The following is a 25,312-nucleotide window of genomic DNA, read 5'->3' as shown; positions in this document are numbered from 1 at the left end:
AGGCGGTGTTGAATGTAATATACCTTTTCCGGTTCTGAAAGGTAATTGAGTGTTAAAAGTTTCATAATGACGGGCTCAGGATCCAGTTTATCCGCGGTTTTGCCGTAAAATAGGGTGGCAAGCGATAAAAATCCGATGGTGTCTGTTTCATAAAAACGATATTTCAAGCCCATTTTGTAGTGGTATTGCACGACATTTTCGATCTCTTGAAGACTGTAGGTGTCCGTTAGGTAAGGGGCGTTTGTGATTAAATCTTCTATTAACCGGGCAAGTAGTTTTTTATCTTTTTTGGCAATCATTTCCTTCATTTCAAACTTATCAAACTGCTTTTTCGCCGGTTCGATTTTTGAAAAATCCACATTCGGCACATAGCTCACCGCATTTTGTTGTTTTGGCAAAATAAAGCTGTCAATCAAGCCGTTACCCCAAAAGGTCGAGAGTTTTCGTGGATAGTGTTGCAGAAAATCGAAATAATCTTCGAGCACGATCGGATCATAAAAGCGGAAATAAAGCAGGCGATCGTCATAGGTATTCATATAAATGAATTTTCTAAAATGATGTAATAAGGTGTCAAAATCTGCCGAAGAGCGGAAGAAAAAACCAAAGTTTTTATGCCAATGCTGTTCTCCGTCTTCTTGAGGTTTAACCGGTACACTACATAATTGCTCGACAAGCGAGTGATTTTCGGGCAGATGTAATAAATAGGGCGCGACCTTCTTACGCTTTTCGCCTTCTTCACCTTTGAATAAACATTCGAAACGAATGCCTTCACCCTGAAAGTGTCGAGGAAACCAAAAACTGACTGCGGCATTGATAACGGCATAACATTGGCTTTCACTATTTCCTTGCCATAAATGTAACTTTATTGAACGTGGAATAGGCTGAAACAAGAAAGAGGAATGTTCATCTTCTTCCCGCAGTAAAAATTCTTCTTTGATTAAACAAGGCGTAGGGCTTTTTTCGCTTGCTTGGTATTGGTTGGGATTAAAAATGAGCAGTGGGTTATTTTCTGAAAGCGTGGCGGAAAGTTCGGTTAAAGGAGAAATAAAATCGGAATTGGCGTGGCGTTGTAAATATAGATCAAAAGGCAGGGGAAGAAGTTGGTGTGTTAGTCTCAGCCGATGCTGTTGAGCATAAATCCGAATATGATTTTCAGCAATTTCTGCATTGTGGGCGTAAATAAGCAATACCACATTTTCTTGTTCGTTTTCGTGAATGATTGTGCCGTCTACGGCATAAGGGTGAAGAGTATGTTGCATAGAGAATCCTTTTTTTATTTTGTAGGCATTATAAAAAAACTTCATGCAAAATGAAATACAACAAATTGTTCACAATACAGCCTTGTATCGGTGATATAGTAAACGCACAAAATAAAAAATTGATACGAAACGGAGGGGCGCATTGTGTGCGCCTTAGTCGAATTAGTGTCGGACAGATGCAGTGTGTCTCTACGCTCGGATTAAAATGTCAGTTGTGTGCAACAGTGAGAAAATACCTTATTTTTAAACCGCACTTTTGCAGACTATTCTTTATTCTCTTTTGCTAAACCTACACCAACGTAACCACGTTCGCGCATGATCACTTCTTTGGATTTTCGGATCATGCTTTCAATAGTCGTACCTTGTATGAGGATAGAGAAAGTTACTACGGCATAGGTCATTCCCAAAATGAGATCACGCACATCCATATTTAATCCTTCAATGTAGGATTGTCCCATAGGAATAGAAAGTGCCATTGCCAATGCCAATCCGCCGCGTAAGGCTCCCCAAGTCAGCACTCGTAGGGTATAAGGATTATATTTGCGATAGCGTTTCATCACTTGGAAAGGAAGCCATACACTGATGTAACGGCAAACCAAGCAAATCGGAATTGCAAGAGCAATCAGAATTAAACCCTGCCATGAAACATGAATAAGTAGAATGGCTAAGCCGATTAAAATAAATAAAAGTGAATTTAGGAAGTGATCGATCATTTCCCAAAAATGATTGAAATAATGCCGACTTTGTTTTGAAAATCCGGTGTAGCGTGTCCAGTTACCGATTAAAATTCCGGAAACAACCATAGCAAGCGCTCCGGAAACATGGAGTAAATTAGCTAACATAAAACCGGCAGTCGGGATAGTCAGGGTTAATAAAATTTCTAACGAACCGTCATCGGTTGCAGAAATTAAGTAATGAGCAAGTAAGCCGATGACAAAACCAAAAACAATGCCGCCTAATGCTTCTTTGAAAAAGAGCTGCAATACACCGCCGGTAGTAGGCTCTTGCCCGCCGAAGGCAACGGCAAAAACTGTGGTAAAAATCACTAATCCGATCCCGTCATTAAATAAAGATTCTCCTTCGACTTGCATAGCTAAACGCTTTGGCGCTTTTAAGTTTTTAATAATGGCGAGTACGGCGATAGGGTCGTCGGGGGAGATTAATGCACCGAATAGAATGCAGTAGATTAAATCGATGTGCCAACCGAATAATTGACTGATACCATAAAGCATAAAACCGATAAAAAAGGTAGAAGAAAAGGTAGAAAATAGCGCAAAGGTGGTAATTTCCCATTTCTGATTTTTTAATACCGGCAGTTTAATGCCTAATGCACCGGCAAAAAGTAAGAAACCCAGAATACCGTTTAGTAAGAAATCTTTAAAATCAATTCTTTCAACGACTTTTATTGCAATTTGATCTAAATTAAACCAATTTAAATACCCTAATAAAACCAATATTAAAGAACCCAACATGGAGGTGGCGGTAATTGCAATGGTATATTGGATATTGTCATTGATTTTTTGTGTGATAAAACTGATTAGAATCGCAATAGTAGCAAGAAAGCAGAGGTAGGTGTAAATATTCATGGTTTAGTCCCAAACTAAGAAATAGTAGGCATAATTAAATTAAACGTTGTCTAGTATAAGCAAACTGCTATCATTTATAAAGTTCATATTTATTGAAATATATCAAATAATGAAAACGATTAATAAAATTTTTGCATTTTTACTCGTGCTGGGTATTGCAGTCGGAATTTATATTTTTAGCCAGTTTCGTATTTTTGAAACAATTCAAATTGATTTAAAAACGACCTCTCAATTCTCTTTTGAACCTACAAATACATTTTGTTTTTCCCGTGAGGCATCTATCCCTACCCTAGAGAAGAAACACCTTCGATTATTAAGTTGGAATATTCATAAAGGCTCGGATCAAGGTTGGCGGCAAGATTTGGCGCGTTTTTCACAGGATCAAGATTTTGTACTCTTACAAGAAGCCACCGTGGAACAAAATTTGTCTTCATTTTCGAGCGCACTTTTTATTTCAAGTTTTTCTTATAAAGCGCGACAATCCGGCGTGAAAACTTTCAGCCGTTCTGTGCCGAAAAGTTATTGCGGTATTGCTCATCCCGAACCTTGGATTCGTATTCCGAAAGTTGCCGGCGTAATGACATTCCCGTTGAATAATGGTGAGGAATTACTCGTCATTAATGCCCATTTAATCAATTTTGAGTGGGAACCCAGTGCTTACCGTGCGCAGTTGGAACGTATTTTTTCTGTTATTCCTTCTTATCAAAGTGCGGTCATTTTAGCGGGCGATTTTAATGCGTGGAATGCGGAACGAAAACAAATCCTCGATGAATTTATCGGCAAAAAGGGGTTAAATGAGGTTTCGTTTTCTCAAGATGAACGGGTACGATTTTTTGATTATCCACTGGATTATGTATTTGTAAGGGGAGTGAAAGTCCTAACTGCAACATCGAAAAAAGTTGTCTCTTCCGATCATTCTCCGATTTGGCTGGAGTTTGTTTTAGAGTAAGTGAAAGCAACTATTGAGAATATCGTTAGCGAAAAATGTTGTGAAAATCAACCGCACTTTTTTGTTTTGCTTTGTGATCCCTATCACAATATATTGTAAAAACAGTTAAAAAAATATATCTCATTTTAACTGAAAAATGATACAGTTAACGCCATCTGACTTTTTGTCATTTATCGGAAGAATGAACTTGAATTCATTCAATAAAATCATCAACCCAATCATCAAACAGAGGGAAACAGTATGTTAATTGGTGTACCAAAAGAACTGCTTGATAATGAAGCACGTGTGGCGGCAACGCCAAAAACGGTTCAACAAATCCTGAAATTGGGCTTTGAGGTTATCGTGGAACACGATGCGGGCTTTAAAGCAAGTTTTGAGGATCAGGCATTTTTAGACGCAGGTGCAAAAATTGGTGCAGCGGCTGAAATTTGGCAATCGGATATCATTTTTAAAGTGAATCCGCCGACAAATGAAGAAATCGCTCAAATGAAAGAAGGGGCAACGCTGGTCAGTTTCATTTGGCGTGCGCAAAATCCTGAGTTAATGCAAAAATTAACAGCGAAAAAAATCAATGTGCTTGCAATGGATGCCGTGCCGCGTATTTCGCGTGCGCAAGCCTTGGACGCATTAAGTTCAATGGCGAATATTTCCGGTTATCGTGCGGTGATTGAGGCGGCACACGAGTTTGGCAGTTTTTTCACCGGACAAATTACGGCCGCAGGTAAAGTTCCGCCAGCAAAAGTGTTGGTGATTGGTGCGGGGGTGGCAGGTTTAGCTGCGATTGGTGCGGCAAATAGCCTTGGTGCGATTGTACGTGCGTTTGATTCCCGTCCAGAAGTAAAAGAACAAGTTCAAAGTATGGGTGCAAGCTTCTTAGAAATTGATTTTAAAGAAGAAGGCGGCAGCGGTGATGGTTATGCGAAAGTGATGTCGGAAGAGTTTAACCGCCGAGCAATGGAACTTTACGCAGAGCAAGCCAAAGAGGTGGACATTATCATTACAACGGCTGCGATTCCGGGTAAACCTGCGCCACGTTTGATCACCAAAGAAATGGTGGATTCCATGAAAGCGGGTTCGGTGATTGTGGATTTGGCAGCGGCAACAGGCGGTAACTGCGAATATACCCAAGCGGGTAAAGTCGTGACGACTGAAAACCAAGTGAAAGTGATCGGCTATACGGATTTCCCAAGCCGCTTACCGACACAATCTTCCCAACTTTACGGCACAAACTTAGTCAATTTATTGAAACTCTTGTGTAAAGAGAAAGACGGCAACATTAACATTGATTTTGAGGATGTAGTATTACGCGGTGTGACTGTTGTGCGTGACGGGGAAGAAATTCCTCCGGCACAAATTCAAGTATCGGCTCAACCAAAACAAGATGTAAAAGCCACACCTGTGGCAGAGAAAAAAGAAGCCAAACCGACCAATCCGCGTGTGAAATACGGTGTGATGGCAGGTGTCGGCGTATTATTCCTATGGCTTGCTTCCGTTGCACCGGCTGCATTTTTATCACATTTTACGGTGTTTGTATTAGCCTGTGTGGTGGGTTATTACGTGGTTTGGAATGTTAGTCATGCACTTCACACACCATTAATGGCGGTGACGAATGCCATTTCAGGTATCATTATTGTAGGGGCGTTACTGCAAATTCGTCAGCCGTCGGGCAACCTCTTTATTGATGCGTTAGCCTTTGTGGCAATTTTGGTGGCAAGCATCAATATTTTTGGTGGATTCCGTGTAACACAACGTATGTTGGCAATGTTTAGAAAAGGTTAAGGAGAACGTAATGTCTGAAGGTTTAGTACAGGCTGCGTATATTGTTGCAGCATTACTTTTCATTATGAGCTTGGCGGGACTTTCTAAACACGAAACTGCCAAAGCGGGTTGTTGGTTTGGTATTGTCGGGATGACTATTGCGCTTGTAGCGACTATTTTCGGCCCGCATTCCGAAGGGACGTTTTGGATCATCATTGCGATGACCGCCGGCGGTGTAATCGGTATTCAACGCGCATTAAAAGTAGAAATGACGGAAATGCCGGAGCTTGTGGCAATTCTCCACAGCTTTGTGGGTTTAGCGGCCGTGCTTGTCGGTTTTAACAGCTATGGTTTACACGATATTCCAACTATGCCGAACGGTTTGGATGATGTGCAACAGGCACAATTCCTTGCTGAACAGGCAACTCTGGCGACCATTCACAATGTTGAAGTATTCCTCGGGATCTTTATCGGTGCGGTAACTTTTACGGGTTCGGTAGTGGCGTTCGGTAAGTTAAGCGGAAAAATTAACTCAAAAGCATTAATGCTACCGCACCGTCATAAATTAAACTTAGCGGCGATTGTAGTTTCTGTATTATTGATGGTGGCATTCTTAAACAACCCTGAGAATATTTTCCCTGTGTTATTAATGACCGCAATCGCACTTGCATTCGGCTGGCATTTAGTGGCATCTATCGGTGGTGCGGATATGCCGGTAGTGGTTTCTATGCTTAACTCTTACTCCGGTTGGGCTGCGGCGGCTGCAGGTTTTATGCTGAGCAATGACCTATTAATCGTAACCGGTGCATTGGTCGGTTCTTCCGGTGCGATTCTTTCTTACATTATGTGTAAAGCGATGAACCGCTCGTTTATCAGCGTGATTGCCGGTGGCTTTGGCAATGATGTGCAAGTCTCTTCCGATGAAGAGCAAGGCGAGCATCGTGAAACCACAGCGGAAGAAGTCGCGGAGTTACTGAAAAATGCAAGTTCTGTCATTATCACTCCGGGATATGGTATGGCGGTGGCACAAGCGCAATATCCGGTGGCGGATATTACTGCAAAATTACGTGAACGTGGCGTAAACGTACGTTTTGGTATTCATCCTGTTGCAGGTCGTTTACCGGGGCATATGAACGTGCTGTTAGCGGAAGCCAAAGTACCTTATGATGTTGTGCTTGAAATGGATGAAATCAATGAAGATTTCGCAGATACCGATGTAGTATTGGTTATCGGTGCAAACGATACTGTAAACCCTGCGGCAATGGAAGATCCAAACAGCCCGATTGCAGGAATGCCGGTATTGGAAGTATGGAAAGCGCAAAATGTGATCGTATTCAAACGCTCTATGGCAGTAGGTTATGCCGGTGTGCAAAATCCGTTATTCTTCAAAGAGAATACCCAAATGCTCTTTGGTGATGCGAAAGATCGCGTTGAAGATATTCTAAAAGCTCTTTAAACAAGCTGAAAATAAACCGCACTTTGGGAAACTGAAGTGCGGTATTTTTTTGCGTTAAATTTATAACCTCACAAACCTTACCCCACTATGTTGTAACAGTAGTTTTATCGGATCTTCATCATTTGAGACGATTTTTTCTTTGAGTTCGATTAATTTCATCCGCAAGTGTGCCAATTCGTGAATACGTTTAGCTGTATCTTTAATATGACGATCCAATAATTTATTCATTTCTTCAGTGCGTTGCTCGGTTTGGTTTTCAAGGGAAATTAAGGTTTTAATTTCATTGAGAGATAAATCTAAACTTCGGCAATTGCAAATAAAAGACAGACGTTTCAGATGATCTTCATTATATTGGCGAAAATTTCCATTCGAGCGTAGGGGAGAGGGGAGTAGCCCCTGTTTTTCGTAAAAACGAATGGTTTCTACGGTGCAATTTAACGCTTTGGCAAGCTGACCTATTTTCATGATTTTCCTCAAAATTTCGCTTGACTCTAAAGTTACTTCATATTCTATCATTGCTCCCGCTTTTTTAATAATAAGGAAACCAATAAATGCAATTCAAAAAAATAACAATGGGATTAGCCGCACTTTTCACACTGTCTGTGGCAAACGCGCATAATGTATGGCTTGAACCGGCTTCATCACAAGATGAATATGTGATGAAATTTGGTCATACGGAAACGGAATCTTACCCACAACACAAAATTAAATCCTTACAAATTCTAAATTCTCAAGGAAAATTGACCGCACTTGACTATCAATTTAAAAATGGCGAAGCCTACCTGATACCCAAATCCGATATGGTATTTATGACATTTGATAATGGTATATGGTCAAAATTACCAAGTGGTAAATATGTGGAAAAAACCAAACGTGAAGAACCTTCTGCGGAATTTAGCACCAATCCATTGAAATTAGGTAAAGCGATTTTGAAATGGGATGAGCAATCCTTTAAAGCCCATGATGTAGCCTATGAATTGATCCCGCAGATGAAAGCCGAGGCGGGAAAACCTCTTGCTATTCTTGTTTTACACAATGGAAAACCGATTCAAGGTACTAAGGTAGGAGTGGGGGAAGATGCTCCGTTTAATTTAACCGATGAAAAGGGCATTGCCGAATTTACGCCCGTGAGAGGTTATAACAAAGTATGGGCGGAGTTTGAAGAGAATGTGGCGGATAATCCTGATTATGATCGTAAAACCGTTGAATATATGCTGACCTTTGATGCACAATAAATAGGCGATGCCAGAATGAAAATATTGTCTTTTTTTACCGCACTTTTTCTTGCATTGTATTTACCGAATGTACAAGCTCATGCACTTCACGTATTTGCTCAATATGACGGGCAAATCCTTTCCGGTAAATCTTACTATTCCGATATGACACCGGCGGCGGAAACCTATTTAGAAGTGTTTCGCTCGGGAGCGAAAGAACCAATTTTAAATTCCAAAACAAATATGAAAGGCGAATTTCGCCTTGCTGTGCCGAATGTGGCGGGGTCGGTGTTAAAAGTCGTGGTAGAAGGCGAAGAAGGTCATCGTGCCTCTATTGTGGCGGATCGTACATCGCCTTCAAATAATCAAACGGCGGATCTGATGTTGCTACGAGCGGATATTGCCGAGTTAAAAGATAAAATTTATTGGCATGATATTTTAGGCGGAATTGGCTACATTGTCGGCGTTGCCGGACTGATTGCTTGGCGTAATTTACGAAAAACCAAATAAGGATACTAAAATGCATTTATCCGAAGGTGTTTTGCATACGCCGATTTTATTAACCGGAGCAGTTCTCGCCGTGATAGGAATTACGATCGGAATACGCCGTTTAGAGGTTGAAAATTTACCGCTCGCAGCACTTTTTGCCGCCGCTTTCTTTGTCGCCGGTACGATCCATATACCGGTCGGCATCGGCAGTGTGCATTTGATTTTAAACGGTATGGCGGGGCTTTTTCTGGGCTGGGCAGTTTTTCCCGCCTTTCTCATCGCTTTATTGTTACAAGTGTTGTTTTTCTCCTTTGGCGGCTTTGCGGTCTTGGGGGTAAACCTTTGTTTGATGGCAACGCCGGCACTTATCGCTCACTATCTTTTCCGTTCATTTTTGATGCCCCAAATGCCATTAAAAAGTCGTTTATTTGTTGGTATCGGCGCGGGGATTATCGGCGTAGGCGGTGCAGCCGCATTAGCCTCTTTGGCATTGGTGCTTGACGGGGGGAAAAGTTATAGCAGTCTGGTTGGGTTATTGCTCATTTCCCATATTCCGGTATTAGTGTTAGACAGCCTAATCAGTGTTGGTGTGATTTCACTTCTTTGTAAAATGTATCCTGAAGCATTGAATCGTACGGCAATCGTTTCATGAAAATTCATGCTTTAATTCAACCGCACTTTCGTTTGATCGGGCTTTTTCTCTGGGGACTCATAATTAGCGGTTTAAGTGATTTTTCTTGGCTTATTACACTTAATATCAGTGTTGCGACTGTTTTTATCTTGTTGGTTTTAATTCATTCCAAGCCTTTATTTCCTTATGTTAAACGTTGGTTAGGTCTATTAATTTTTATCTTTTTAATCTGGGTGACACTGGTTTGGAAGGTAGGGGAAAAAGGCATTGAAGTTAATATACAAGGAATACGACTTGCCGAAATACTTAGCCTAAGAATGAATCTAGTATTGTTTTCTCTCTGGCTTTTTTTATGGAATATCAACGATGCCATATTGATTCAAGCACTTGGCAAATTACCCTTACCGGAAAAACTCATACAATTATTTGTTTTGACGATACGTTACATTGCATTGCTTGGCGAGCTACGACAAAAGATGGATATTGCAATGCGCGCCCGTGGATATCAAGCGGCATTTAATCGTCGAACCTTTTATGTGACGGCACAAGCGGTGACATTATTATTGATTCATGCCTTATTGAAAGCGGAAACGGCACAAATAGCATTGAAATGCCGAAGTTTTCAATTTGGTAACAGGAAAGAAGATGCTGAACGTTAAAGATATTTGCATTGAACGTAGTGGCAAACCGATTATTCAAAATTTAACTTTTCACCTTGAAGAGAAAAAACGCTTATTTATTCAAGGGGAAATTGGTGCGGGTAAAACCACTTTATTACTTGCCTTACTTGGGTTTGTTCCTATTTCAAAAGGGGAAATCCGATTATTTGGAAAAAACTGTCGAAAAGAGAAAGATTTTGCCCCTTTTCGTGGTGTGGTGGGAATTTGCTTTCAGAATGCCGATGATCAACTTTTTGGCCCGACCGTGCTGGATGATGTCGCCTTTGGCCCACTTAACCAAGGCCACTCTCAAGCATACGCTTATCAACTTGCGGAACAACAACTTGACCGTCTGAGGATTAGCCATTTAAAGGATCGCACGGTGCATACGCTTTCAGGCGGCGAAAAGAATTTTACCGCTCTTGCCGGTGTGCTTGCCATGCAACCCAAAATTTTATTGTTGGACGAACCAACGAACGGATTAGATCGCAAAAATACACAAAAACTGACCGCTCTTTTGCGTGAACTTGGGTTGCCTATGCTAATTTCTTCACATTATCAGGGATTTATTGATGAATTGGCGGATGAAATTATCAATTTGTGATCTTGATAAAAATTTAAAGAACCCACCTATTTGGGAATGTACCCTAACCTAAGCTATCAGAAACAAATTCCGTTTTAGATATTTTTGAATTTACCGAATAATTACGGTATTACGTAGCAGTTGCACAAACTTGGATTTTATCTCATATGTAGGGACGCCACGCTGGCATCCGCTAAATCATTTAATTTTTTACGGACGCCAGTGTGGCGTCCCTACCTTTTCTTTATACTACATAATGACGAATAATTAGCAAAAATTGACCGCACTTTTTATTATTACAACAAAGTGCGGTCAATTTTGTTTTATTTTACTTGATTAATCAGAAATTGTGTGAGTAGCGAAACCGGGCGACCGGTTGCACCTTTATTCGCACCTTGTAACCATGCCGTGCCGGCGATATCCAAATGCGCCCAGCGGTATTTTTTTGTGAAGTTAGACAAAAACGCAGCGGCCGTGCTTGCACCGCCCCAGCGCCCGCCGATATTGGCAAGATCGGCAAATGGGGATTTCAACTGTTCTTGGTATTCTTCGCTTAACGGTAAACGCCAAGCTTTGTCCGTAGTTTGTTGAGCCGCGTTGAGTAATTCGTTTGCAAGGTTTTCATCTTCCGACATTAGTCCGCTATTGTGCTGTCCCAACGCGACAACGCATGCGCCGGTTAGGGTCGCCACATCAATGACAAGTTCAGGTTCAAAACGTTCTACATAGGTAAGTGCGTCGCAAAGTACAAGGCGACCTTCTGCATCCGTGTTTAGCACTTCTACGCTTAATCCGTTCATGGTGGTGAGAATATCGCCCGGACGATAGGCATTGCCATCCGGTAGGTTTTCACAACCTGCAAGCACGCCAATCACATTTAGCGGTAAATTAAGTTCCGCGATGGCTTTCATTGTTCCGAATACGGAAGCCGCCCCGCCCATGTCATATTTCATTTCGTCCATATCGGCTGCGGGTTTCAAGGAAATACCGCCGGCATCAAAAGTTAAGCCTTTGCCCACAAGCACAATCGGTTTGGTATTTTTATCCACTGCGTTGTTAAAATGAAGAAGAGACATATAAGCCGGGTTTGATGAACCGCGGGAAACCGCAAGATAAGCATTCATACCTAACTCGGCCATCATTTTTTCATCAATTACGTCAAGGGAAAGTGCGGTGGATTTTTCCGCTAAATTTCTCGCTTGTTCGGCAAGATAAGCCGGGTTGCACACATTAGGCGGCATATTGGCAATATCCCGTGCCGCTTTTACACCGCTTGCAATAGCTTGGGCGTGATCGATAGCGAGTTGTGCCTGTTGGCAATCAGTATTGAAAGTGAGCGTTTCTAGGCTGATTGGTTCCGCTTTTTTAGATTTGAATTGATCGAATTGATAGTTGGTATGCTCAATGGTTTCAATGGCAAAACGGATGTTCCAGTAAAGATCACGGTTGTTGATTTCAACTTCTGTCAAATAATAAACCGCTTCACGAATATTGGTATCTTTTAACGCTTTTAACATATTTTGAATAAGCTGCTTATATTGGCGTTCGCTGAGTTCGCCTTTTTTACCGCAACCAATAATTAAAACTCGTTTTGCGCTAATGCCATTGAGGTCGCGTAACAATAAAGTTTGTCCTAATTTTCCGGTGAGTTCGCCTGATTGTATTAAACTGTTGAGGTAGCCTTGAGTGGTAAGGTCGATTTCATTGAAACTTTTTGAAAATTCATTGTTCTCATACACACCTATTACAATACATTCGGTAGCTTGTGAAAGTGCGGTTAATTTTGCTTGATATTTCATTTGATTTCCTTATTTTGATTGTTTAAATCAGCGAAAATAAGGTATCATACGCGGTCGATTTTATCTAGTTTTCCCCTCAATTTTAACGATAAACAATAACGATATAAGATGATTTTAACGCGATATTTAACGAAAGAAGTCTTTAAGAGCCAAGTGGCGATTTTGTTCATTTTGCTGTTAATTTTTTTCTGCCAGCAACTTGTGCGTGTGCTTGGTTCTGCGGCAAATGGTAATGTGCCGGCGGATTTGGTTTTTTCTTTACTTGGACTGGGAATGCCGACCATGGCGCAATTAATGTTGCCGTTGTGTTTGTTTATTGCCATTTTGTTGACATTTGGGCGGTTGTATGCGGAAAGTGAAATTACCGTGATGCATGCTTGCGGTGTCGGTCAGCGGATTTTAGTGCGTGTGGCGCTCGTACTGTCTTTGTTCACTACGGGCTTAGCGGCATATAATGCGCTATGGCTTTCTCCGTGGGCGATTCAAAAGCAAAGCACTATTGTGGAAGAGGCGAAAGCGAATCCAACGATGGGAGCACTTTCTTCCGGGCAGTTTATCTCCGGTAATAATAATTTTGTGTTGTTTATTGATAATATCAAAGGCAATCGCATCAATGAGGTTTACCTATTCCAAACCGCACCAAAAGGACAAACCAAACCTTCCGTCATTACTGCGGAAAAAGGGGAATTAAAAGTCTTGCCAAACGGTGATCAAATACTGAATTTGCAAAATACACAACGGGTGGAAGGCACCGCAGCGTTGCCGGATTTCCGTATTACACATTTTGATAATTATCAAGCTTATCTGGGATTTCAAGCTACGGATAACAAATCTGATGAAGCCGCCGCACTTTCTTCCGAAGAGTTGGTGAAACAAAATAGCGAGGCGGCAAAAGCCGAATTACATTGGCGGGTTACCCTCATTTTAGCAGTGCCGTTAATGGCATTAATTGCTGTGCCGCTAAGTAGAGTGAATCCAAGAGAAGGACGTTTTGCGAAAATTCTGCCTGCATTATTGCTTTATCTTATTTATTTCTTATTACAAAGTTCATTTAAATCTGCCGGTTCGGCAGGAAAATTAGATGCGGCAATTTTTATGCCTACCGTAAATGTTATTTTTTTATTGCTTGGGATTGTATTAAATAGTTGGGATAGTGCAATGATGTATAAATTCCGCCGTCTTTTTAGCCGAAAAGGGTAAGCCAAATGATGAATACCTTAGACCGTTATATTGGTAAAAGCATTTTAGGGGCTATTTTTGCAACTTTGCTCATGCTTGTAGGGTTGTCTGCCATCATTAAATTCGTAGAGCAGTTCCGTAGTGTCGGTAAGGGAACTTATGACGTATTACAAGCGGTTAGTTTTACTTTTTTAACCGTACCAAAAGATGTGGAAACTTTTTTCCCTATGGCGGTGCTATTGGGGGCGTTGATTGCTCTTGGTAATTTGGCTAGTCGTAGTGAATTAGTGGTGATGCAATCGGCAGGTTTTTCGCGTTTTAGAATTGGATTGGCGGTGATGAAAACTGCCTTACCATTAGTGATTTTAACGATGGCGATTGGTGAATGGGGCATTCCGCAAACGGAACAATTTGCCCGTGATATGCGAGCTCGAGCAATTTCAGGCGGTTCAATGCTGTCAATAAAAAATGGCGTCTGGGCGAAAGACGGTCAGCGTTTTGTTTTTGTACGTAGTGTTACCGATAATGTCAAATTAAACGATGTTTATATTTACACCTTTGATGATAAGCAACATTTAACGCAGTTAAAACATGCCAATCAGGCGACCTATTCTTTGGAAGAAAACAAGTGGAAACTGCATCAGGTAAACGATTCGACGATCCAAAAAGAAAGTATTGTGACGACAAATCGTTTAACCGAATCTTGGGAAACCAATTTAACCCCGGATAAATTAGGGGCAGTATCATTGCGCCCGACCTCGTTGTCTATCAGCGGATTATATGAATATATCCACTTTTTAAAAGAAACCGGGCAAGACGCTCGGCGCTTTGAATTAACTTTTTGGCGTAAAGTTTTTCAGCCGATTTCTGTCGGTGTGATGATGATGCTTGCGTTATCCTTTATTTTTGGCTCTTTGCGTAGCGTGACGGCAGGCGCAAGAATTGTAACGGGAATTTGTTTTGGTTTCTTGTTTTATGTGGTCAATGAGATTTTTGGGCAAATGAGCGTTGTTTATAATATGCCGGCAGTGTTTGGCGCATTAATCCCAAGTTTGTTATTTATTGCGATTATCTGGTGGCTATTAAGTCGAAAACGGGATTAATTTTAGCAAGGTAGATAGCATAAAAAGTGTAGTGTGGTTAATTTCAAATGAATTTTAAAACTTACTTGAAGGGAATTTGTTTTGGCTTCTTGTTTTATGTTGTAAACGAGATTTTTGAAGAAATGATCGTCGTTTATAATATGTCGGTAAGATTTGGCGCATTACTTCCAAGTTTGTTATTTACTGCGGTTATCTGGTGGCTGTTAAGTCGAAAACGGGATTAATTTTAGCAAAGTAGATAGCATAGAAAAGTGCGGTCAATTTCAAATGAGTTTTAAAACTCTTATGAAATTGACCGCACTTTTGTTTTGGTTGGTTAGTCCTCTTTAAAGGCAAGCATCATTTCTTCTGCTTTTTTCACCATTTGTTCCGAGCCGACAAATAACGGTATGCGCTCGTGTAATTCTTTCGGTTCAATATCTAAAATTCGACGATAGCCGTCAGTGGCTAATCCCCCGGCTTGTTCAGCCAAAAATGCCATAGGGTTACCCTCGTAAAGTAAGCGTAGTTTCCCTTTTGGATAGTTAGTTGCACTTGGGTAAATGTAAATTCCGCCTTTTAACAAATTGCGGTGAAAATCGGCAACAAGGGAACCGATATAGCGTGAAGCATAAGGACGTTGTGTCGCTTTATCCTCTTCTTGGCAATATTTAATATATTTTTTCACGCCTTGTGGGAATTTGAGATATTGCCCTTCGTTGATGGAATAAATACGCCCGTCTTTTGGCATTTTCATATTCTCATGGGATAAACAGAATGTACCGATAGAGGGATCATACGTGAAACCGTTTACACCGTTTCCTGTGGTGTAAACCAACATGGTAGATGAACCGTACACAATATAGCCTGCCGCAACCTGTCTATTGCCGGGTTGCAGGAAATCTTCCATCGTTACCGGTGTGCCGATAGGAGAGATACGACGATAAATAGAGAAAATTGTCCCCACGGATACGTTGACATCAATATTCGAGGAACCGTCAAGGGGATCGGTTAAAATCACATATTTCGCATTACGTCCGCGTTCCGTATCAAAGGCAATAAAACTTTCTTCTTCTTCGGAGGCAAAGCCCGCGACTTCTTCACGTGCCATAAGGGCGGCTTTCATCGTATTATGAGCAAAGAGATCGAGCTTCATTTGACTTTCACCCTGCACATTTTCAATGCCGGATTGACCTAAAATACTGGTGAGCCCCGCTTTATTGATATCACGATGAATGATCTTAGCTAATAAACGGATGGACGACAAAATCCCACTTAGTTCTCCTTTTGCATTAGGGTATTCCGCTTGACGTTCTACAATAAATTCACTTAATGTTTTCATAACTTTTCCTTCTAACAACGCTTGTGGGAATTATATGTCATTTAAAATTTTCGCAAAAAAGACAATTTTCAATAATGAGATCTGGATCACAAAATTTTATATTTTCAAAGTAGGACAACCTAGTGGTAGTAGAGGCTAAGCCACTGGTTATTGGTTGAGATGTCTTGCTAAATGAATATCTACAATATCCACTAAATGTTTGAGAAAAGTAATATCTTGTCAGTTATGAAAACGTTGCGTATCACGTGAGCGAAAGAGTAACATTGCGCTGGGTTTGTGAGTATCTTTTATGCCAAGTAGGCAGCAAGCCACAGAACCGACGGGCAATTCTTGCGGTAAAAATATTAAAGATTTTTCTTTACCGCTTAATTCACCTAAATAAAATTGACGTAACCCTAAACGTTCCAAGCGAATGATTTCAAAGGCTTTACGATCAACCCAATTATGTGGGGGGATATTTTCTGTTTTTTTCCAACTATCGGTAAATAGAAGAATTTTAGCGCCTTCTAATTCATAAGATTTTGCCCATTGATCTAATTTCTTTTCGATAGAACGAAAATCTTGCGCTTGAAACAATTTCTTTTGGAGTGGCATTAAGGCGAAGAAAATATCGGCGTCATGAATCGCCAGTCGGTGCAATTTTTCAAGTTGTGAGGTGAGTGCGGTAATTTGTTGACGCTGTTGGTTTAATTGGGCATTAATGAGTGAAATCGTCCCTTTTTGTGAATGATGAAAAGTCAGTTTTCTTAAGAGTGAAGAATGTCGGGTAAAGAAATCAGGATGGCTTTCAAGGTAATGAATAATATCTTGTTCGTTCATAATATGTGATTCAAAACAGAAGAAAAAAAGACCGCACTTTTAAGTGCGGTCAAAAAATAAGAAGAAAATTATTCTACAAAGGGATCACGTAAAATCATTGTTTCTACGCGATCAGGGCCTGTTGATAGAATATCTACCGGAACCCCGGTGACTTCTTCAATACGTTTGATATAGTTACGGCAATTTTGCGGTAATTTATTCACATCGGTAACACGGAAAGTATTTTCTTTCCAACCCGGTAAGGTTTCATAAATAGGTTCAATACCTTCCCAATCTTTTGCTGAAAGTGGTGCGTATTCTACAATTTCACCATTTGGCATTTTATACGCTACACAGATTTTAATTTCATCAAAGCCGTCTAACACATCCAATTTCGTCATACAAAAACCGGAAATAGAGTTGAGCTGAACCGCCCGACGAATGGCTACGGCATCAAACCAACCACAGCGGCGCGGACGACCGGTTACCGCACCGAATTCATTTCCTTTACGGGCAATTTCAGCGCCTACATTGTCGAATAATTCGGTGGTGAACGGACCTCCGCCTACGCGGGTACAGTAGGCTTTAATAATACCCAATACATAATCAAGATTACGAGGACCAAAACCGGAACCGGTTGCAACGCCGCCCGCCGTCGTGTTTGAACTGGTTACAAACGGGTAAGTGCCGTGATCGATGTCTAGCATGGTGCCTTGCGCACCTTCAAATAGGATATTGTCCCCATTTTTGCGTGCAGTATCCAAAATTGTTGTAACATCTGCCACCATACCGGTGATAACGTCAGCTACCGCCATTACATCATCTAAGGTTTTTTGATAATCAATCGGCTCAACTTTATAGTAGTTTACTAATTGGAAATTATAATATTCAAGAATATTTTTAAGCTTTTCGGCAAAGGCTTTTTTGTCAAATAAATCGCTTACTCGCAATCCGCGACGAGCGACTTTATCCTCATAAGCAGGTCCAATACCGCGACCGGTTGTACCGATTGCTTTTTTGCCAAGTGCCGCTTCACGGGCATGATCCATGGCAACGTGATAAGGAAGAATCAAAGGGCAAGCCTCGGAAATTAATAAGCGCTCGCGGACATTGATGCCACGGTTTTCAAGCTCGCCCATTTCTTGCATTAATGCCGCAGGCGAAAGCACCACGCCATTTCCGATAAGACAGGTTACATTTTGGCGTAAAATACCGGATGGAATCAAACGCAATACGGTTTTTTCACCATTAATAATAAGCGTATGCCCGGCGTTATGGCCGCCTTGATAGCGCACAACATATTTTACGCGATCGGTTAACAAATCAACGATTTTACCTTTACCTTCGTCACCCCATTGAGCACCCAAGATAACGACACTTTTTCCCATTATTTCCACCTTTTAAATTTGGTTGATTGATAAAATGAATAACCGGATATTTTTTATTCTTTTTGATTACCCTAAAAATTAAATTCTATACTTTAATTGAGGGACGAATATTAATTTCGGAATCACGGCTCGCTATATTAAACTATTCTGCTATGACTTTCTAGTTTTGCTGCGCCTTCAATCTAACGGTGAATCAATAGTTTTTCGTTTACGACGAAATAAAAAAGCAAATAACCCGAGTAATAGGCCGATTCCGGCCCCTATGCCTCCCCAACTGTTTCGTCCTTTTGTTTCCGGCTGCTGTGGATTTTTAGTGAAATGAAATGCGGTAAAATTCTCGTCAAGCGGATTAACGGATTTCATCATATTGAGTTTTCCTTGCCAATCTTGAGGTGCCGCATTATTGCCGTAAGAGATATTACCCAAATTGAGTTCTGCTGCAGTTTTTACTTGAGTAAATAAATTTTTCCATTGGAGAATGAGATCGGCATACATCACTTTTCTTGTGATGCTATTGTTATTATCAAGAAGTGAGGAAAGCAATGCTTGTGATTCTCCCAGTTCACTTAATGTGATGGTAATTTTTCCGGTGTTATGACTAAGCGGTTGGAAATGGGTATTTTTGATTAAATCATTTAATAGTCGGGCATTTTTTACAGTGTTTTCACTGATTTTTTGCTTGTAGTAGGTTGAATTTTCCCAAAAGTCTTTTAGGTTGTTATAAGAAACCAACTGTTCGGTAAAATTTTGATAGACTAATTCGGGAACGTTACTATCCGCATTATTTTTCCCTTGCATGAGTTGGTACATAGAGAGGAGAGAATAATAATTGCCGAGTTCGGATCGGGTGGGATGAGTGATTTCCGCTTCGGTTTTCCATTCGGGATTTAGCCAATAGCTTGAGGCATAGCCGATTGCACCACAAAGTGCGGTTGAAATTACGAGTGTTTTTAGCGTCTTCAAATACGACATATTATATTTCCTATTCGTTTTTTATTGAGGTTTTATTTAAGGTTCCCCTCCTTTCCGCATTATTTACAACTTAGTAAGAATAAAGGGTAACAATATTGAAGTCACATTTTGACTGGTTCAAAAGTGACTTCATTTAGGTAACGGGTATTATTCAAATAACGATTTATGTAACGAACCGACCACCTCATCGGCGTGTTCACTCCGTACTAACATACAAATGTTATTAGTACTGGCGCCGTAGCTGATCATTCGAACATTGTAAGATTCCAGCGTTTCAAAAATACGTTTTGCTATGCCCGTTGCAATATGTAGTTCGTTTCCGATAAGTGCGACAAGAGATAAATCGGTATCTACTTTTACCGTGCAATATTGGCTTAATTCTTCCAATAGTTCGCTCGAAAGTAACTTGCTACCGGACGAGCTTGATCCTATTTTATCAAGAGTTAAGGCAACACTTATTTCCGATGTGGTAATGGTATCCACTGAAATTTTGTGTTTTGCCAAAATGTTGAATACGTTTGCCAAGAAACCTTGGGCATGTAGCATATTCAGGCTGGAAAGGGTCAATAATGTTTGATCTCGGCGCAGTGCGATAGCGCGAAAAGTCGGTCTGGGCTGCGGATTGCGGGTTACCCAAGTTCCTCCTTCTTGTGGAGCTTTACTGGAACCCACATATACAGGAATATTACTTCGAACGGCGGGTAATAATGTTGCCGGGTGAAGTACTTTTGCGCCGAAAGTCGCCATTTCTGCCGCCTCTGCAAAACTCATTGTGTCAATGCGTTGTGCTGCGGGTACAACACGGGGATCCGTGGTGTAAATGCCGGTAACATCAGTCCAAATTAACACATCTTTTGCATTTAATACCTCGGCTAATAATGCAGCGGAGTAGTCGCTGCCACCGCGCCCTAATGTGGTTGTTTTCCCGCTAGGTTCACGACCGATAAAACCTTGAGTAATGATTAATTCACCACGGTTAATCAATGGTTTTAAAATATTGTCGCTATTGTGTTGGGTTTTTTCGTCATCCGGTACGGCTTTGCCAAAATGATTATTGGTTGCCACAATGTTACGCACATCTATCCAGGTCGCACTTGTATTTTGTTCACGCAAAATTTCAATAAAAATTTGTGTTGACATCATTTCGCCGTGGCTGATTAATTCGTCTGTTAATGCGGTTGAAGTGGCGAGGCTTGCCGCTTCGGAAAGATATTCAATATTCTCAATGTAGTTTTCAATGATTGGTCGAACAAGAGAATCATCTTTCAGTTCGTTTAAGATATTCTCTTGAATTTGACGTACTTCACCAACTAATCTTCTACGTTCTTTTGCTTCCACGCCATTAGCGAGTTCCACCAAAAGATTTGTGATACCGGCGGAGGCCGAAAGCACAACAACCCGAGTATTTGGATCATTAATAATGATTTTTGCACAGGCTGTCATTGCTGCGTAGTTTGCAACGGAAGTACCGCCAAATTTAGCGACAGATAAATGAGACATACAGTATTCTCCTGTTAAATGAATGTTCTAAGTATAGTGTTTGCAGGAGTATAGAAATAACGATTTAGTAAAAAATTGTCAAATGGATTTCATAAAAAATTGGTTAGATTTTTCATTCATTATCGGGAAGCGGGAGAGGCTCCGGTTTGCCTAGAAAATAAGGTTGAATACCGATTGCCAAATCGAAGATTGCTTTCACGCGGGCAAAGGTTTCTCGAATACGTGTGCCGAAATAAACATCGGGCTGTTTTGCTGCGAAACAAATCGCATCAATATCATAATGTTTGGCGATAAACAGAGCGCGCTCGCAATGAAATTTTTGGCTAATGATAATATAAGAAGGGACTTGGAAAACTTTATTGGCCCGCACCACGGAATCTAATGTACGGAAACCGGCAAAATCCAGGAAAAGACGATCTCTCGGGATATTCATTTTCCGTAAATCCCTCAACATCGTGCGCGGCTCATTATATTGTAATGTCCGATTATCGCCGCTGAGAAGAAGATAGCTCACTTTTTGATTTTCGATGAGTGTTTTGGCGGCAGTAAGACGATTCGTGTAATAATCGTTGGTTTTGCCGGTGGTTACATATTTTGATGTGCCAAGTACGACGCCGTAGGGGCGGTAGGGCAATTTATCCACATCTTCAAATACGCTATCACGAACATAGAAACTGATAAATTGATCGATTATCAGACAAATTAAAAGAAAAGATACGCTCACGCAGCACATCCGGCGAATCATTTTTTTTAAACGAACACGATGCCAAAGGGAAAGAGCGGTCATTTTGAGAGATATTTTTGGATCAATCATATGATTAAAATAATGAAAACTTGAGGTAAGTTCAAGCTGAATTTTATGTTCACTGTCCGCTATCTTAGTTTAGCCGTTTAGACGGCTAAAATTTCTTGACAAAGATAATAAGCTGTTGATAATTGGAAACATCTTTAATTTCACGCAGTAGGTTTTCAATGTCGTCTGTCCAAAATGTGATGCTTTTTCAAGATAACCCGCTACAACTGATGCTGGGCGGTGAAATTTCGCCGATTAACGTGGCTTATCAAACTTACGGGACATTGAATGCGGATAAAAATAATATCGTGCTAATTTGCCATGCGCTAACGGGGGATGCGCAGCCTTATTTTTCGGATAAAGAAAAAAATGGCTGGTGGCAAAATTTTATGGGCGATGGTCTTGCCTTGGATACTTCCCGTTATTTCTTTATTTGCTCGAATGTATTGGGCGGCTGCAAGGGTACGACAGGACCGGCTTCCGTTAATCCTAAAACGGGCAAGCCTTATGGTAGCCAATTTCCGAATATTACTGTGCAGGATATTGTGCATGTGCAAAAAGCACTATTGGATCATTTAGGCATAACACACTTGAAAGCAGTGATTGGCGGATCTTTCGGTGGAATGCAAGCAACCCAATGGGGAATTGAATATCCGGATTTTGTCGAGAATATCGTTAATCTTTGTTCATCACTTTTTTTTAGTGCGGAAGCTATAGGATTTAATCATGTTATGCGTCAGGCCGTTATTAATGATCCCAATTTTAATGGCGGAGATTATTATGACGGCGCTCCGCCTGATCAAGGTCTATCCATTGCCCGTATGTTAGGAATGCTGACTTATCGCACGGATTTACAGCTTGCTAAAGCATTTGGACGAGCGACTAAATCGGAAGGGGATTTTTGGGGAGATTATTTCCAAGTGGAATCTTATCTGACTTACCAAGGTAAAAAATTTCTTGAACGCTTTGATGCTAACAGTTATTTGCATTTGCTTCGCGCCTTAGATATGTATGATCCGAGCTTGGGCTATTCGGATGTTAAAGCAGCGCTTTCACGCATCAAAGCACACTATACGCTGATTTCCGTAACAACCGATCAACTGTTTAAATCCATTGATTTGCATAAAACCAAACAGCTTTTAGAACAAAGTAATGTTTCCTTGGATTTTTACGAATTTCCATCGGTTTACGGGCATGATGCTTTTTTGGTAGATTACGATGGATTTGATAAGTGGATTAGTGAAGGCTTGGCAGGTAAAAATGAAAAAGTGCGGTAATTTTCACCGCACTTTTTTATAGATAGCTCACAAATTCTTCAATATTTACGTTTCGGGATTCACGTTCAAGTTTTTCCGCTGCCGTACCAAGCATCAATAACGCTACAATTTTATCTTGTTCGCGACAGCCAAGTGCGTGCCGTAATGCATTTCCATTGATCCATTTTCCCGTAATCCAAACATTATCAAAACCTTGCGCATTAGCGGCAAGTTGAATGCCGTAAGCGGCACATCCGGCGGTAAGTAATTGTTCCCAAGTCGGTACTTTCTCCACATCAGGATTAATTTTGGCTATAACCGCAATGACCATAGGCGCGCGATGAGCAAGTTTTTCGGCTTTTTTTAAGCGTTCTTCGCCAAGATTAAGTTCCAGCGCAGCTTCTTTGAGTAAATATTCTAATTTATCTAGTCCTTCATTTTCTATCACAACAAAATGATAAGGCTGCAATTTGCCATGATCCGGCGTGTGAAGCGCGGCCTGAAAAATTTGCTCAAGTTGGGCTTTACTTGGAGCGGGAGAGATAAGTTTTTTGTTTGAGCGTCGTGTTGTTAACAGGGTTAATGTATCCATTTGGTTTCACAGAATAAATAAAAGTGCGGTGGATTATAGCATAGTTTTTAGACTGAGTTTATGTTACGCTAATCACAATTTTTTCAACCTCTTAAAACCTTTATGAACCCAATTTTCCGAGTGATTAAATTTTGTTGGTATGCGCTAAATTTTATTCGTGATTTAGTGATGAATTTTTTCTTTTTAATTTTCATTTTGCTGCTGATCACAATATTCAGTATTACTGCAAATACTAAAAAAAGCGCAGTGAATTTAAATGCGGATAAAGGCGCATTATTGCTAAATTTAGACGGTTATTTGTCCGACAATCGCGATGATGCCTTCGGTTGGCAGCAGATATTGCGAGAACTAAATAGCGGGGAGCGTATCCCGACTAAAATTTCGACCTTTGATGTGGTATATGCCATTAATTTAGCAAAAAAAGATGAGAATATTCGAGGATTAGTGTTGGATCTCAATTATTTTTCAGGTGGTGATTTGCCGGCGATGAATTATATCGGTAAGGCCATTCAAGATTTTAAAACTTCAGAAAAGCCTGTTATTGCCTTTGCTAACAATTATTCTCAAGGACAATATTTCTTAGCCAGCTTTGCCGATCGGATTTATTTAAATCCGATTGGTCAAGTGTCTATTCGAGGGCTGGCGCAAGAAAATCTCTATTATAAAGATTTATTGGATAAGATCGCCGTGACACCGCATATTTTCCGTGTGGGAACTTATAAATCCGCCGTAGAGCCTTTCTTGCGTAATAATATGTCGCCGGAAGCCAAACAAAATATGAATCAATGGCTAAATGGCATGTGGAATAACTATGTGCAAATTGTGAGCGGAAACCGTCATATTTCCGCGGAAACCCTGTTACCGAGTGCCAAACAATATTTGGCGGAATTAAAGGCATTGAAAGGCGATAGTACGGCTTATACAAAACAGCGAAAATTGGTGACGGACATTGCCGACAATCTTGAATTGGATAAAAAATTGACCGCACTTTTCGGTAAAAATTTAGAAGGTGAGGTAAATATGATCGGTTTTTCGGATTATTTATCCGGTTTTGAGGATCGGATGGCTTCATCAACGGATGAAAATAAAATTGCGGTAGTCAATGTTGAAGGTACGATTATTGATGGCGAGAGTACAGAAGACGAAGTAGGCGGTGACAATGTGGTCCGTCTGTTACGTAAAGCCTACGCTGATGATCGGGTAAAAGCGGTCGTTTTGCGTGTGAACTCACCAGGAGGCAGTGCTTTTGCTTCGGAATTAATTCGTCAAGAAGTGGATAATTTACAGAAAATAGGCAAACCTGTGGTTGTGTCTATGGGATCAATGGCTGCCTCGGGCGGTTATTGGATTTCTGCAACTTCCGATTACATTATTGCGGATAAAAATACTATTACCGGTTCTATCGGTATTTTTGCGATGCTACCGACCTTTGAAAATGCAATTAAAAAAATCGGTGTGAATACGGATGGTGTCGCCACGACCGAACTGGCCGAAAGCTCCGTTTTCAGCCCGCTTTCAAAAAATACGCAAGATATTTACCAATTAGAAATTGAACACGGCTATGATAAATTTTTAGATTTAGTGAGTCGTGGTCGTCAAATGTCAAAATCTGCCGTAGATAAGATTGCACAGGGACAAGTATGGTTGGGGACGGATGCCTTTAAACATAATCTTGTGGATGAACTGGGGGATTTTGATCGGGCGGTAGAAAAAGCAGGCGAATTGATGAATCTTCATCGTGAAACCGTGATTGAGAATTTTACGGTGGAATGGATAACAGAAGAAGATAGCAGTATGATCGGCAAATTATTTCGGGATCTTAAATATAACGCCCAACAGTTTATGCTGACTTGGCTTGATTTACCAAAACCGATTCAACAGCTCAAACAGCATTTAAATCAACTGAATAAGTTTAATGATCCGAAAGGGCAGTATTTGTATTGTTTGAATTGTGGCGGAGTAAAATAATTGAATCTAAAGCAATGTTACTTTTTAAGGAAAAAGCAGGGGAGTCCCTGCTTTTTTAT

The 25,312-nt window shown here is 40.7% G+C and carries 23 protein-coding genes and 1 pseudogene; 13 read left to right on the top strand and 11 right to left on the bottom strand.

The window, feature by feature from the left end:
• On the bottom strand, nt 1–1,259 hold a 1,259-nt coding region (locus BKL51_RS10265), incomplete at its 3' end, for a DUF4123 domain-containing protein (RefSeq protein ID WP_077466585.1).
• Nucleotides 1,260–1,522: 263 nt separating this feature from the next.
• Nucleotides 1,523–2,845 carry a sodium:proton antiporter gene (locus BKL51_RS10260; RefSeq protein WP_077466584.1) on the bottom strand — a complete coding sequence of 441 codons (1,323 nt, stop codon included), beginning with the start codon at nt 2,843–2,845 and terminating at the stop codon, nt 1,523–1,525.
• 109 nt (nt 2,846–2,954) lie between these two features.
• On the opposite strand from BKL51_RS10260, the gene BKL51_RS10255 reads away from it, so the two are divergent.
• The 3 genes from BKL51_RS10255 to pntB all read left to right on the top strand — a co-directional run bounded on the left by BKL51_RS10255 (nt 2,955) and on the right by pntB (nt 7,008).
• Nucleotides 2,955–3,794 (top strand): endonuclease/exonuclease/phosphatase family protein, encoded by an 840-nt coding sequence (locus BKL51_RS10255; RefSeq protein ID WP_077466583.1) that lies wholly within the window; start codon nt 2,955–2,957, stop codon nt 3,792–3,794.
• A gap of 240 nt (nt 3,795–4,034) precedes the next feature.
• A complete protein-coding gene (gene pntA, locus BKL51_RS10250) occupies nt 4,035–5,573 on the top strand; it encodes a Re/Si-specific NAD(P)(+) transhydrogenase subunit alpha (RefSeq protein WP_077466582.1) in 1,539 nt (512 codons plus the stop codon).
• 10 nt (nt 5,574–5,583) lie between these two features.
• Entirely contained in the window at nt 5,584–7,008 is a 1,425-nt protein-coding gene (pntB, locus tag BKL51_RS10245; protein WP_077466581.1) for a Re/Si-specific NAD(P)(+) transhydrogenase subunit beta, read from the top strand.
• 60 nt (nt 7,009–7,068) lie between these two features.
• Here pntB and BKL51_RS10240 read toward each other — a convergent pair whose 3' ends face one another.
• Complete coding sequence (locus BKL51_RS10240) at nt 7,069–7,473, bottom strand: MerR family transcriptional regulator (RefSeq protein ID WP_077466580.1); 405 nt, start codon at nt 7,471–7,473, stop codon at nt 7,069–7,071.
• A gap of 86 nt (nt 7,474–7,559) precedes the next feature.
• Between BKL51_RS10240 and BKL51_RS10235 the strand changes: the two genes are divergently transcribed.
• Genes BKL51_RS10235 through BKL51_RS10215 form a run of 5 tightly spaced genes read left to right on the top strand, consistent with a single transcriptional unit; the run spans nt 7,560 to nt 10,605 of the window.
• Nucleotides 7,560–8,243, top strand: coding sequence for a DUF4198 domain-containing protein (locus BKL51_RS10235; RefSeq protein WP_077466579.1), 684 nt, complete (start codon nt 7,560–7,562; stop codon nt 8,241–8,243).
• A gap of 15 nt (nt 8,244–8,258) precedes the next feature.
• Complete coding sequence (locus tag BKL51_RS10230) at nt 8,259–8,732, top strand: hypothetical protein (RefSeq protein WP_077466578.1); 474 nt, start codon at nt 8,259–8,261, stop codon at nt 8,730–8,732.
• Nucleotides 8,733–8,742: 10 nt separating this feature from the next.
• A complete protein-coding gene (gene cbiM / locus BKL51_RS10225) occupies nt 8,743–9,363 on the top strand; it encodes a cobalt transporter CbiM (protein WP_077466577.1) in 621 nt (206 codons plus the stop codon).
• The gene (locus BKL51_RS10220; RefSeq protein WP_077466576.1) at nt 9,360–10,001 is read left to right on the top strand and encodes an energy-coupling factor transporter transmembrane protein EcfT; all 642 of its coding nucleotides are present in this window, start codon (nt 9,360–9,362) and stop codon (nt 9,999–10,001) included. The genes cbiM and BKL51_RS10220 overlap by 4 nt, the downstream gene beginning before the upstream one ends.
• Entirely contained in the window at nt 9,988–10,605 is a 618-nt protein-coding gene (locus tag BKL51_RS10215) for an energy-coupling factor ABC transporter ATP-binding protein (RefSeq protein ID WP_077466575.1), read from the top strand. Before BKL51_RS10220 ends, BKL51_RS10215 begins: the two co-directional genes overlap by 14 nt.
• Nucleotides 10,606–10,907: 302 nt before the next feature.
• Here BKL51_RS10215 and BKL51_RS10210 read toward each other — a convergent pair whose 3' ends face one another.
• Nucleotides 10,908–12,383: a leucyl aminopeptidase gene (locus BKL51_RS10210; RefSeq protein WP_077466574.1), complete on the bottom strand. Its 1,476-nt coding sequence runs from the start codon at nt 12,381–12,383 to the stop codon at nt 10,908–10,910.
• A 108-nt stretch (nt 12,384–12,491) separates the two neighbouring features.
• Between BKL51_RS10210 and lptF the strand changes: the two genes are divergently transcribed.
• Genes lptF through BKL51_RS10195 form a run of 3 tightly spaced genes read left to right on the top strand, consistent with a single transcriptional unit; the run spans nt 12,492 to nt 14,889 of the window.
• Nucleotides 12,492–13,583, top strand: coding sequence for an LPS export ABC transporter permease LptF (lptF, locus tag BKL51_RS10205; protein WP_077466573.1), 1,092 nt, complete (start codon nt 12,492–12,494; stop codon nt 13,581–13,583).
• A gap of 5 nt (nt 13,584–13,588) precedes the next feature.
• On the top strand, nt 13,589–14,665 hold the full coding sequence (lptG, locus tag BKL51_RS10200) for an LPS export ABC transporter permease LptG (RefSeq protein WP_077466572.1): 1,077 nt from the start codon (nt 13,589–13,591) through the stop codon (nt 14,663–14,665).
• 47 nt (nt 14,666–14,712) lie between these two features.
• Complete coding sequence (locus tag BKL51_RS10195; protein WP_077466571.1) at nt 14,713–14,889, top strand: LptF/LptG family permease; 177 nt, start codon at nt 14,713–14,715, stop codon at nt 14,887–14,889.
• Between the two features lie 92 nt (nt 14,890–14,981).
• Here the strand turns inward: BKL51_RS10195 and fbp are convergent, their stop codons facing one another.
• From fbp to BKL51_RS10165, 6 genes and pseudogenes are all read right to left on the bottom strand, one after another.
• Nucleotides 14,982–15,986 carry a class 1 fructose-bisphosphatase gene (gene fbp, locus BKL51_RS10190; protein ID WP_059365348.1) on the bottom strand — a complete coding sequence of 335 codons (1,005 nt, stop codon included), beginning with the start codon at nt 15,984–15,986 and terminating at the stop codon, nt 14,982–14,984.
• Nucleotides 15,987–16,208: 222 nt separating this feature from the next.
• Nucleotides 16,209–16,805, bottom strand: a pseudogene (locus BKL51_RS10185) (DUF484 family protein); the annotation flags it as partial.
• 68 nt (nt 16,806–16,873) lie between these two features.
• The gene (purA, locus tag BKL51_RS10180) at nt 16,874–18,172 is read right to left on the bottom strand and encodes an adenylosuccinate synthase (RefSeq protein ID WP_077466569.1); all 1,299 of its coding nucleotides are present in this window, start codon (nt 18,170–18,172) and stop codon (nt 16,874–16,876) included.
• 177 nt (nt 18,173–18,349) lie between these two features.
• On the bottom strand, nt 18,350–19,144 hold the full coding sequence (locus BKL51_RS10175; RefSeq protein ID WP_077466568.1) for a hypothetical protein: 795 nt from the start codon (nt 19,142–19,144) through the stop codon (nt 18,350–18,352).
• A 147-nt stretch (nt 19,145–19,291) separates the two neighbouring features.
• Nucleotides 19,292–20,644 carry a lysine-sensitive aspartokinase 3 gene (gene lysC, locus BKL51_RS10170; RefSeq protein ID WP_077466567.1) on the bottom strand — a complete coding sequence of 451 codons (1,353 nt, stop codon included), beginning with the start codon at nt 20,642–20,644 and terminating at the stop codon, nt 19,292–19,294.
• A 112-nt stretch (nt 20,645–20,756) separates the two neighbouring features.
• A complete protein-coding gene (locus BKL51_RS10165; RefSeq protein WP_077466566.1) occupies nt 20,757–21,458 on the bottom strand; it encodes a vancomycin high temperature exclusion protein in 702 nt (233 codons plus the stop codon).
• 158 nt (nt 21,459–21,616) lie between these two features.
• On the opposite strand from BKL51_RS10165, the gene BKL51_RS10160 reads away from it, so the two are divergent.
• Nucleotides 21,617–22,714 (top strand): homoserine O-acetyltransferase, encoded by a 1,098-nt coding sequence (locus tag BKL51_RS10160; protein WP_077466565.1) that lies wholly within the window; start codon nt 21,617–21,619, stop codon nt 22,712–22,714.
• A gap of 16 nt (nt 22,715–22,730) precedes the next feature.
• Here the strand turns inward: BKL51_RS10160 and BKL51_RS10155 are convergent, their stop codons facing one another.
• Nucleotides 22,731–23,285, bottom strand: a complete 555-nt coding sequence (locus BKL51_RS10155) for an NAD(P)H nitroreductase (protein ID WP_077466564.1) — start codon at nt 23,283–23,285, stop codon at nt 22,731–22,733.
• A gap of 111 nt (nt 23,286–23,396) precedes the next feature.
• Here BKL51_RS10155 and sppA point away from each other — a divergent pair, with 111 nt between their 5' ends.
• Nucleotides 23,397–25,253: a signal peptide peptidase SppA gene (sppA, locus tag BKL51_RS10150; RefSeq protein ID WP_077466587.1), complete on the top strand. Its 1,857-nt coding sequence runs from the start codon at nt 23,397–23,399 to the stop codon at nt 25,251–25,253.
• The last annotated feature ends 59 nt before the right edge of the window (nt 25,254–25,312 follow it).

Origin of the sequence: Rodentibacter sp. Ppn85 (genome assembly GCF_001999335.1) — a bacterium.
In the GTDB taxonomy this organism is placed as follows: domain Bacteria; phylum Pseudomonadota; class Gammaproteobacteria; order Enterobacterales; family Pasteurellaceae; genus Rodentibacter.
The sequence above is the reverse complement of the archived record's forward strand: the minus strand, read 5'-3'. Positions and strand labels throughout refer to the sequence as shown.

Coding starts and splice junctions, on each gene's coding strand:
- BKL51_RS10255 (WP_077466583.1), top strand. CDS start 2,955: ATGAAAACGATTAATAAAATTTTTGCATTTTTACTCGTGCTGGGTATT.
- BKL51_RS10155 (WP_077466564.1), bottom strand. CDS start 23,285: ATGGATACATTAACCCTGTTAACAACACGACGCTCAAACAAAAAACTT.
- pntA (WP_077466582.1), top strand. CDS start 4,035: ATGTTAATTGGTGTACCAAAAGAACTGCTTGATAATGAAGCACGTGTG.
- BKL51_RS10230 (WP_077466578.1), top strand. CDS start 8,259: ATGAAAATATTGTCTTTTTTTACCGCACTTTTTCTTGCATTGTATTTA.
- cbiM (WP_077466577.1), top strand. CDS start 8,743: ATGCATTTATCCGAAGGTGTTTTGCATACGCCGATTTTATTAACCGGA.
- BKL51_RS10235 (WP_077466579.1), top strand. CDS start 7,560: ATGCAATTCAAAAAAATAACAATGGGATTAGCCGCACTTTTCACACTG.
- BKL51_RS10160 (WP_077466565.1), top strand. CDS start 21,617: ATGTCGTCTGTCCAAAATGTGATGCTTTTTCAAGATAACCCGCTACAA.
- lptF (WP_077466573.1), top strand. CDS start 12,492: ATGATTTTAACGCGATATTTAACGAAAGAAGTCTTTAAGAGCCAAGTG.
- BKL51_RS10260 (WP_077466584.1), bottom strand. CDS start 2,845: ATGAATATTTACACCTACCTCTGCTTTCTTGCTACTATTGCGATTCTA.
- BKL51_RS10165 (WP_077466566.1), bottom strand. CDS start 21,458: ATGATTGATCCAAAAATATCTCTCAAAATGACCGCTCTTTCCCTTTGG.
- BKL51_RS10210 (WP_077466574.1), bottom strand. CDS start 12,383: ATGAAATATCAAGCAAAATTAACCGCACTTTCACAAGCTACCGAATGT.
- lptG (WP_077466572.1), top strand. CDS start 13,589: ATGATGAATACCTTAGACCGTTATATTGGTAAAAGCATTTTAGGGGCT.
- BKL51_RS10175 (WP_077466568.1), bottom strand. CDS start 19,144: ATGTCGTATTTGAAGACGCTAAAAACACTCGTAATTTCAACCGCACTT.
- purA (WP_077466569.1), bottom strand. CDS start 18,172: ATGGGAAAAAGTGTCGTTATCTTGGGTGCTCAATGGGGTGACGAAGGT.
- BKL51_RS10220 (WP_077466576.1), top strand. CDS start 9,360: ATGAAAATTCATGCTTTAATTCAACCGCACTTTCGTTTGATCGGGCTT.
- BKL51_RS10195 (WP_077466571.1), top strand. CDS start 14,713: ATGAATTTTAAAACTTACTTGAAGGGAATTTGTTTTGGCTTCTTGTTT.
- pntB (WP_077466581.1), top strand. CDS start 5,584: ATGTCTGAAGGTTTAGTACAGGCTGCGTATATTGTTGCAGCATTACTT.
- fbp (WP_059365348.1), bottom strand. CDS start 15,986: ATGAAAACATTAAGTGAATTTATTGTAGAACGTCAAGCGGAATACCCT.
- lysC (WP_077466567.1), bottom strand. CDS start 20,644: ATGTCTCATTTATCTGTCGCTAAATTTGGCGGTACTTCCGTTGCAAAC.
- BKL51_RS10215 (WP_077466575.1), top strand. CDS start 9,988: ATGCTGAACGTTAAAGATATTTGCATTGAACGTAGTGGCAAACCGATT.
- BKL51_RS10240 (WP_077466580.1), bottom strand. CDS start 7,473: ATGAAAATAGGTCAGCTTGCCAAAGCGTTAAATTGCACCGTAGAAACC.